The organism is Blautia sp. AF17-9LB (assembly GCF_003479185.1).
Taxonomy (GTDB): domain Bacteria; phylum Bacillota; class Clostridia; order Lachnospirales; family Lachnospiraceae; genus Fusicatenibacter; species Fusicatenibacter saccharivorans.
In genome coordinates this window covers 1-1,899 of sequence record NZ_QUGU01000043.1, presented here as the reverse complement: position 1 = coordinate 1,899, position 1,899 = coordinate 1, and the positions used below count along the sequence as shown (strand labels likewise).

Annotated in this window: 2 protein-coding genes; one reads left to right on the top strand and one right to left on the bottom strand. The window is 39.7% G+C overall.

What is annotated here, in order from left to right; genetic code table 11:
* Positions 1-195: 195 nt before the first annotated feature.
* Positions 196-1,473: a group II intron reverse transcriptase/maturase gene (gene ltrA / locus DWX00_RS19370; protein ID WP_082426135.1), complete on the top strand. Its 1,278-nt coding sequence runs from the start codon at positions 196-198 to the stop codon at positions 1,471-1,473.
* Position 1,474: 1 nt separating this feature from the next.
* Here ltrA and DWX00_RS19365 read toward each other — a convergent pair whose 3' ends face one another.
* A complete protein-coding gene (locus tag DWX00_RS19365; protein ID WP_055265141.1) occupies positions 1,475-1,705 on the bottom strand; it encodes a hypothetical protein in 231 nt (76 codons plus the stop codon).
* Between the last annotated feature and the right edge of the window lie 194 nt (positions 1,706-1,899).

Below are 1,899 nucleotides of genomic sequence, written 5' to 3'. Positions count from 1 at the left end.
TTTGGGGAGGGAATAACCGTAAGGTTTGTCCCTTACCCGACAGCGAAGAAGTCCGGGAAACCGGATGGAGCAAAGGACAGAACAGTTAATCATCTGGAGTACGTCCTAATTGAGAGTTTTAGACGAAACACATGCCGAGAGGAGTACCACAAGTACTAAGTGGTCGGAACTCACGAAAAGGAAAGGAAACAGTGCATGGAGGAACAAGGAATATTTATAGAACGCATTCTGTCAAATGAAAACATGAATCGTGCCTACAAACAGGTGAAAAAGAATAAAGGTGCGGCAGGAATAGACGGAATGGAATGTGCCGATTTGCTTTCTCATTTGAAAGTAAATGGCCAGCAACTCAGAGAGAGTATAAGAAATCAGTCATACAAACCAATGCCAGTAAAGAGAGTGGAAATCCCTAAAGCAGACGGAAGCAAACGAAAACTTGGTATTCCAACTGTCACAGATCGCATGGTACAACAAGCAGCTGCACAGGTATTAACACCTATATATGAAAGAAAATTTCATGAGAACAGCTATGGATTCAGACCCGGAAAAAGTGCACAGAAGGCAGTATTAAAAGCAGTTGAATACATGAATGAAGGATATAACTGGGTCGTGGATATTGACTTGGAAAAGTTTTTTGATACGGTAGAACACGACAAGTTAATATCTGTTTTGAACAAAGAGATTAAGGATGGAAAAATACTTTCGCTAATCCGAAAATTTCTAGTAAGTGGAGTTATGGTTGGAGAACAGATAGAAGAAACAGAAATCGGAACCCCACAAGGGGGAAATATTTCACCACTTCTCGCTAACATACTGCTCAATGAATTGGATTGGGAACTTGAAAGCCGAGGACTTAAATTTGCACGATATGCAGATGACTGTATTATTTTTGTCAAAAGCGAAAAAGCTGCGGCAAGGGTAATGGAATCGGTCACGAAGTATGTTGAAAATGTTCTGCGGCTGAAAGTGAACAGGGGCAAAAGTAAAATAGGGAGACCCACAGAAATACAATATCTGGGATTTGCCTTCTATTATCAGTTTCAAGAAAAGAAATATAAGATAAAAGTCCCTAAAAAGTCATTGGATAAGGTAATGAAGAAAGTCAGAAAATTAACGAGCCGCAAGTGGGGTGTAAGTAACTCATATAAAGCCCAAAAGATAGCGGAAGTGGTAAGAGGCTGGATCAATTACTTTAAAATTGGCTCAATTCTTACAGCAACCCGAAGACTCGATACGGTTATTAGGTACAGGTTCAGAATGTGCATATGGAAACATTGGAAAAATCCTAAAACCAGATATAAAAATCTGGTAAAACTGGGTGTTAGTAAAAAGAATGCAAAAAGTGCGGCAGGGTTCCATGGATATGCTCGGGTTTGTCGTACAGAAACTATTTGCTATGCAATGTCAAATGCACGTCTGAAAAAGTTCGGGTTACTCTCAGCAGAGGAATATTTTTGTCAAACAAGATGTTAAGTTAACTGAACCGCCGGATGCGGAACCGCATGTCCGGTGGTGTGAGAGGTCGGCGGCGAAAGCCGCCTCCTACTCGATCTACATCGATCTTGAATCTTTGATTTGCGACTGGAAGTAAAACAAATTTGATGTTATCTTTATTTAAAAAATCAACTACTTGTTTCAACCCATCGACGTCATCCTTTAACCAACCCATATCAACTTTGATTCCATAATGTGTTCCACTAAACATAATCTTTACCTCCTGTATTCATTGATGTTCTTTTGATGATTAAAGTATACCACCAAATTAGTGGTTTTGAAAAATTATAAAGAGGATTCCTGGAAGAGAGCATATCAACTTAGTGCGACAGCCCCTTTTACTTAACTCTTAAATGAAAAGTCTAATCCCCCAGCTATGCTGGGGAGAATAGAGTAGTCGGAAGT

Excerpts from the sequence above, each read along its gene's own strand:
- DWX00_RS19365 (WP_055265141.1), bottom strand. The coding sequence starts at position 1,705 with ATGTTTAGTGGAACACATTATGGAATCAAAGTTGATATGGGTTGGTTA.
- ltrA (WP_082426135.1), top strand. The coding sequence starts at position 196 with ATGGAGGAACAAGGAATATTTATAGAACGCATTCTGTCAAATGAAAAC.